The organism is Candidatus Rhabdochlamydia sp. W815 (genome assembly GCF_018642185.1).
Taxonomy (GTDB): domain Bacteria; phylum Chlamydiota; class Chlamydiia; order Chlamydiales; family Rhabdochlamydiaceae; genus Rhabdochlamydia; species Rhabdochlamydia oedothoracis.
Window position 1 is genome coordinate 1 of record NZ_JAAVTY010000078.1, and the last position, 7,318, is coordinate 7,318.

Annotated in this window: 4 protein-coding genes and 1 pseudogene; 2 read left to right on the top strand and 3 right to left on the bottom strand. The window is 37.5% G+C overall.

Features of this window, described 5'->3' with window-relative positions:
* Window positions 1-278 precede the first annotated feature (278 nt).
* From RHOW815_RS05825 to RHOW815_RS05835, 3 genes are read right to left on the bottom strand one after another with little or no spacing between them, the layout of a single operon-like run.
* Window positions 279-2,069 carry a phosphoenolpyruvate carboxykinase (GTP) gene (locus tag RHOW815_RS05825; RefSeq protein WP_215217393.1) on the bottom strand — a complete coding sequence of 597 codons (1,791 nt, stop codon included), beginning with the start codon at window positions 2,067-2,069 and terminating at the stop codon, window positions 279-281.
* Window positions 2,070-2,093: 24 nt separating this feature from the next.
* Window positions 2,094-3,188: a rod shape-determining protein gene (locus RHOW815_RS05830; protein ID WP_245397518.1), complete on the bottom strand. Its 1,095-nt coding sequence runs from the start codon at window positions 3,186-3,188 to the stop codon at window positions 2,094-2,096.
* Between the two features lie 15 nt (window positions 3,189-3,203).
* A complete protein-coding gene (locus tag RHOW815_RS05835) occupies window positions 3,204-6,692 on the bottom strand; it encodes a DEAD/DEAH box helicase (RefSeq protein WP_215217394.1) in 3,489 nt (1,162 codons plus the stop codon).
* A gap of 395 nt (window positions 6,693-7,087) precedes the next feature.
* Here RHOW815_RS05835 and RHOW815_RS08620 point away from each other — a divergent pair, with 395 nt between their 5' ends.
* Window positions 7,088-7,195: a transposase gene (locus RHOW815_RS08620; protein WP_434062172.1), complete on the top strand. Its 108-nt coding sequence runs from the start codon at window positions 7,088-7,090 to the stop codon at window positions 7,193-7,195.
* A 12-nt stretch (window positions 7,196-7,207) separates the two neighbouring features.
* A pseudogene (locus RHOW815_RS05845) lies at window positions 7,208-7,318 on the top strand (transposase); the annotation flags it as partial.

The window sequence follows — 7,318 nt, forward strand, 5'->3', positions numbered from 1 at the left end:
GGAAGATCTTAAGGGAAAAGACGGTATACAATCGATATTACGAAACGTCGGTGACTTTTTTTCAGGCAATTAGAGGATTCTTCTTAGAAGAGATACCGAAAATAACAGATGTTTTGAAATGTAGGATAAACGACAAGTTTCAAGTCGTTGACTTGAACCCCATTAAGCTAGCCGTTTGAATCGGCACTACTATATATTCATATTGATATTAATGGCTCCCAATTGTTTAAGATTCACAAAAACCTGTGCTTGTAAAACACGTTGAACTACAAGGCGCATTATTGAATTCTTTTTTCCAATGCTTGTAGTTGGTGTAGCATATGAGGAGGCAGCTCTGAGCCAAATAAAGTAAAATAGCGATGCATCTCTTTTACCTCTTGACGCCACTGTGTAACATGAATAGCAAAGAGTTGCTTTAATTGATCAGGGGTAAGAGATAACCCGGAGATATCCAAAGAATCTTCTTTAGGAAGGTTGCCAATAGCAGAAGTTTGAAAATTATCGCTTTGGTCTACCCTTTCAAAGATCCATTTTAATACACGAATATTATCTCCAAAACCTGGCCAAATATATTTACCTTTATCATCTTTTAAAAACCAATTCACATGAAAAATCTTAGGCAGGGCCACATTATTTTTCTCCATGTTTAGCCAATGATTGAAGTAATCTGCCATGTTATAACCACAAAAAGGAAGCATAGCAAAAGGGTCATGACGCAACTTACCTATCTCTCCACTAGCAGCTGCTGTCATTTCAGAAGACATACACGCACCTAAAAAAACTCCGTGACTCCAATCAAAAGCTTCATAGACCAAAGGTACGGTATTCGAACGCCTACCACCAAAAATAATGGCAGAGATAGGAACTCCCTCTGGATTTTCCCAGTTAGGATCAATCACAGGACATTGCTTGGCAGCGACGGTAAAACGTGCATTGGGATGAGCTGCGAGATGTTTAGCATTAGGAGTCCAAGGATTTCCTTGCCAATCTGTCAATTGAGAAGGAGGTTGCTGTGTCATTCCTTCCCACCATATATCTTTATCTTCTGTCAATGCAACATTTGTGAAAATGGTATCATGTGTAAGGGTGTTCATTGCATTGGGATTGGAAGTAAAAGAAGTTCCAGGCGCAACTCCAAAAAAACCAGCTTCTGGATTAATCGCGTAGAGCTTTTGGTCTTTTATATGCAACCAAGCAATGTCATCTCCTACACATTCAATTTTCCAATTGGGAAGAGTTGGTAATAGCATAGCTAAATTAGTTTTTCCACAAGCGCTGGGAAACGCAGCTGCAAAATATTTTTTTACTCCCTCTGGATTCGTAATTGCAAGGATTAACATATGCTCTGCTAACCAGCCTTCGTCTCGACCCATAACAGATGCAATACGCAAGGCAAAGCTTTTTTTACCCAAAAGTGCATTACCGCCATATCCACTTCCAAATGACCAAATGCCGCGCTCTTCTGGAAAATGTACAATGTATTTCTCATTAGAACAAGGCCACGGCACATCTTGTACATTGTCTAAAAGGGGCATGCCTACCGAATGTAAACAAGGTACAAATTCTGCATTAGCTAATTTATCGAGAATTTTCCTACCAACTCTTGTCATGATATGCATATTACACACTACATAATCTGAATCGGTGATTTGTATGCCAATTCGGCTAAAATTAGAATCTATTGGACCCATGCTAAAAGGGATAACATACATGGTTCTTCCTTGCATAGAACCGCGAAAACGAGCTTTTAATAAAAGCTTCATTTGCTCAGGGTCTTTCCAATGATTAGTTGGACCCGCATCTTTTTCATGTAGAGAACAGATAAAAGTAGACTCTTCAATACGAGCAACATCGTTAGCAGAAGAGTGACACCAAAAGCTATAAGGGCGTTTTTCAGGGTTTAATGGGACAAACAGGTTTTTTTCGACAAGAACCTGAGAGAGATTACGATATTCTTCTAAGCTACCATCACATAGATAGACTTGTTTTGGTTGGCAAAGTTCTTTAATCTCCTCAACCCAACTAATAAGTATTTGATTGCCAGTCCAATTTTGTATGAAATTAGACATGGCTTGTATTCCGCTTTAATTCCTTCAAGTAACTGATCTACGCTTTTTAAATTTATCTAAATATTCTAATGCCTTTCCTGTCCCCAAACAAACAGCTAAAAGAGGATTAGGAGCTACAATTACAGGCAGGCCTGTTTCTTTAATTAAAGATTTGTCAAATCCTTTAATTAAAGCACCTCCTCCTGCTAATACCATACCTCTTTCTACTAAATCTGCAGCTAATTCAGGAGGGCATTGTTCAAGTGTCAATTTTACACATTCAACGATTTGTTGAATAGGTTCTGCTAAGCATTCTCGAATTTCTACTGAATTAATTCTTTTCGTAACGGGAAGGCCTGCTACCTGATCTCGGCCACGTACTTCCATTTCAAGTTCATGCTCTCCTAAGGGATAAGCAGATCCAATGGTAACCTTGATTTCCTCAGCTGTTCTGGGACCAATCATCAAGTTGTAGGTACGACGCATGTAATTGACAATGCATTCATCAAATTCATCCCCTGCAATTCTTAAAGAACGAGATTCAACAATTCCCCCAAGAGAGAGAATGGCAATTTCGGTTGTTCCTCCACCCACATCAATAATCATATTTGCCACAGGCTCATGAACAGGAAGATCTACACCAATAGCAGCTGCCATCGGCTCTTCAATTAAAATGACTTCCTGAGCTCCAGCTCGCAGAGCAGAATCTTCAACAGCGCGTTTTTCCACCCCTGTAATACCAGAAGGAACTGCAATCAAAATCTTAGGACGAAAAAAACTACGTGCAGGAGTTACTTGTTTAATTAAGGCTTTTAACATCCCTTCTGCAATTTCAAAGTCAGCAATAACACCATCTTTCATGGGACGAACCGCATGTATTCTACGCGGGGTTTTTCCTAACATATCTTTTGCTTTACGTCCAACAGCTAAGACTTCATTATTCGTAGAGTCAACAGCTACAACAGAGGGTTCAGCTAATACAATTCCTTTTCCACGCACATACACAAGAGTATTTGCTGTTCCTAAATCAATTCCAATGTCACTAGAAAAAAGACCCGAAACATTGGTAAATTTATTCACAAATTTACCAGAAGCTGTTTTGAAAACCGTTTTAAACGAACCAGAATTTGCTTTTGCCATATCTTTGATTTCTTTTTACGTCTTTAAAAGCTCTAATACATCTTCCCAGGTGAGCTTTGCTATCACCTCATCATCGCAACTTACCACTTTCTTGACCAATCCTTTTTTTCTTCTCTGCATTTCTGCAATTTTTTCTTCAATGGTATCAAGCGCAATGAGCTTATAGGCCGAAACCGATTGCTTTTGCCCTAGTCTGTGCACTCTATCTGTTGCTTGATTTTCCAAAGCTGGGTTCCACCACATATCGTAATGAATGACAGTATCAGCTCCTATGAGATTTAAACCTGTTCCACCTGCTTTTAAAGAGACCAAAAATACAGAAATAGAAAGATCTTCATTGAACTTCTTAACAACCTCTAGGCGATTCTTACTAGATCCATCCAAGTATACGAAACGAATCCCTTTGGCGTCAAAATCTTCTCTCATGATTTGTAACATACGCGTGTATTGAGAAAAGATAACGGTTTTATGCTTACCTTCTATCAATGTTTGTAAGAGATCAAGCAGCATGTCATATTTAGCAGAATCACCGGGTTCTGCTTTCTCTTTTGCAAAAATCGCAGGATGGCAACAGATTTGCTTTAGCCTGGTAAGGGTTGCAAGAACATGAATTTGCACTCGATCAAAGCCATCTCTTTCTACTAACTTTACTAACTCATCACGAGCAGATTGCGCATAAGATCGATAGAGCTGTTGTTGCAATTCTGAAAGTTGACAATGGTAAATAATCTCTGATACAGGTGGTAGATCATCTAACACATCGCATTTCATCCTTCTTAAGATAAAAGGGGCCACTTTTTTGCGTAAATACTCTAAATTCTTAGCTTGTTCTTTGCCTGAAACACGGATGTATTTTTCTACAAACCTGTCATAGGTTCCTAAAAATCCAGGCATCAAGAAATCAAACAAACTCCAAAGCTCCTCTAAAGAGTTTTCAATCGGTGTTCCCGATAGAATTAATCTGTGATCCGCCGATACCATCTTAACCGATTTGGCATTTCGAGTACTTCGGTTCTTTATATGCTGTGCTTCATCTAAGATCAAATAAGAAAAGCTAGCTACTTTATAATGCTCAATGTCTTTTTGCAATAAGGTATAAGAAGTAATGATAATATCGTATTGATCTAACTGCCCAATCAATTTTTTCCGATTATTGGGGGCACCATCGACTACAATAGCTTTCATCTTAGGATTAAACTTGGACACTTCCTCTTTCCAATTATATAGTAGAGAAGTTGGGCAAATAATAAGAGAGGCTCGAGGATTTTTTGTTAAATGCTGTGTTAAAGCAACAATGGCCTGCAGGGTTTTACCAAGACCCATATCATCAGCAAGAATTCCATTTAAAAACATGGTTCTAAGCCTTTCTAACCAATGTACTCCTTCTAATTGATAAGCGCGCAGTGTAGCTTTTACAGAAGTCGGCACATTAGAAAAGATCAATTGTTTTTCACCAATCATCTGTTTGCGGATTTCTACCAACTGCTCCGTCATGGAAAATTCTACAGGTAAACCTTCAAATTGAGATCCATCGATATTAGCTAAGCTCCAAAGAGGTCTTTCCAGTTTATGGTTTTCAAGAACCTCTATACCCATCTCGTCAAATAACTGTACAACTGCATAAAGCCTATCTAGATCTAGAACTAAGATTTTAGGAATTTTATGACCTTCACTCCCTTTTTTTACACGGCATTTAGGTGAATCGAGCTCGATAAAAGATTTTCTAGACCCTACACATTCCCAGAGCTGATCGAGTTTAATTCCATTAAGAGAACCATTGACTCTTAGTGCAATCATATAAGTGCCAATCCGATCTGTATGAGACAAATCAATGACAAATTGTGTTTGATCATAGATAAATTGATCGAGTAAATTCTGTGGACAATTAAATTGCACTCTTTGTTGATATCGAGGAATAACATCCGTCATAAACTCAACAATCTTTTTCTCAGATTTCGAGATATACATCCCAGTATCCGGCTTAAAGAGAAAGTCCTGAAATAAATTTTCGATAATTTCTCTCTCTTCTACTAAATTACGAGCTAAAATCCCTTGCTCTGAAACAAAACAATTCACCGCTTTAAAGGTAAGTTGTGAGACCGCAACAGGAACTTTATGTCCATCATAATTGAAATGTAAACTAGCTTCTAACTCTCCATCCAAATAAGAAATATCACAAGTCGCTTCTAAGTTACCGACAAATGGTAAAGTAACAAAATCTTGCAGCGCTTCTTGATTAGCAATTTCCGCATAACGAGCCATTTGCGGTAGTGCATTTTCTACAAAAGTCCCAAATAACGGGGTCGGAATTGTCATATCCCGAATTTGCTTTAAGTTACGCAAATGCAGTCTTGTAATAGACTCAGGAAATCGGTAATAGACATTTTTATAAATCATTCCCGGTTTTGCACATTCAAAAAATCGAGATTCTTCCAATCCAATGGCATCACCTGCAACAAGGATGCGTGGATCGATTAAAATCTTAGAAGTAGGAGGAAGAATATATTGCAGGCAAAAGCGCAGCTGCGCTTGTGCTGGAGAAAAGCGTAAAGGCATTTCCATGGTAGCTTCATAGATTCCTGGCAAAAGAGGGGCTTCGTCTTCTTGCGACAATAAGCCAGATTTAGCCATTTTCTGTATGGCTATTTCATACGTTTTTGCCAAAATCATACCAAAGGTTTCTAAATCCAAATAAGCTATTCTTTGCGCTCTTTCTGTGTGATTGTTTTCATAAAAACGCGCTTGATCGCGTATAATTTGTACAATCTCTTGCTGCATTGCATCAAATGATTGCAAAGAGAAACAATAATTTTTGCCAGCAACACAGATGATTTCTTCATAACGCAATCTTTCTAAAAAGAACCTTGCATTTGGTACATATAAGGGCTTAGAGCGATAAGGAAGGCGCAGAGCAATCTGTATCTCTATAATCTTATTGTCTTCTTCTAAAACAGGATTAAAGATAAGAGCAAAATCTGCTTTATCTAACTCTTGTTTTTGATAAGACCTAAAAAAGGGAGAAATGGCAAGATGTCCAGAAGCTACCGCATATTCTTGCAGAACCTGTTTTTGATGTTGTTCTTCTTGTTGCTGAAAAATCTTGCTTTCTGCTTGCTTAATTTTTTCTAATAATTGCTCTTGCTCTACTTTGTCGATTCCAATCGTTGCTCCTAATTGCTTCAAATTATTTTCTTTGGAAAAAGCAACCAAAATAGAATCGAGATTCTCTTCTAAATAAAAAATAAGTGCGGCTAGATGTTGACAATCATAATTGTAGGGACAGTCGCAATTAGAGTCTCTAGTTTCACATTCTAATCGATCAATTTCAATCTCGCTTTCATAGCAATTATCATATTGTCCCATCACCTTGGCGGAAATTCGCATTGTCTTTGAGTCTAAATGTAAGAGCTTAGCCGATACGACTTTTTGCTTTTCGTAAAGCTCACGCCCTTCTTTCACAATTGCAGAAGAAAAATCCTGCTTTAATTTTCGAAAATTCAACATAAATAGTGCAATTGATTAATGATTCCTAAAATCTAACCGAATCTAGTTTATTAATTTATATAGAAAACTTTTTTATATATGTAAATCCATTCGGGTTTTCCATGCTTTTACCTTTTTCTTTTAACCTATGCAAGAAAAATTGCGGTTAATCTTTAAGATTTGCCAAAATGCACATGTCTTATCTCTTGTGTATTATAAAAGGAAACAAAGAATAAAAAGAACGACTCCCCTACCTTATCCTTCACATTTCTTTAAACAAGTCTTCAAGAGTAACCTGATTTGTTACAATCTCTTCAGATTGCACAAAGAATCGTGGTTATATGCGATAATGCTGCCTACTTAGGTCAAAAATCGTTGCAAATTACCTAAAAACATCCAGAGTAGAAATCAAATTCTTGCCTCCTTATTCTCCCGATCTCAATCTGATTGAACGCCTTTGGCGATTCATGAATAAAAAAGTTCTCAATAATCGATATTATGAAAAATTCTTAGAGCCTGTTTAAAATCTTTTCGATTTAGAAATAGCCAAAAGAAATACACTTCATACTTTTACAGTTATTCCCAAAAGATGGGTTGTAGAGCGTTCTTTTGCGTGGATAGAAAAATGTCGCAGGCTATGGAAAAAT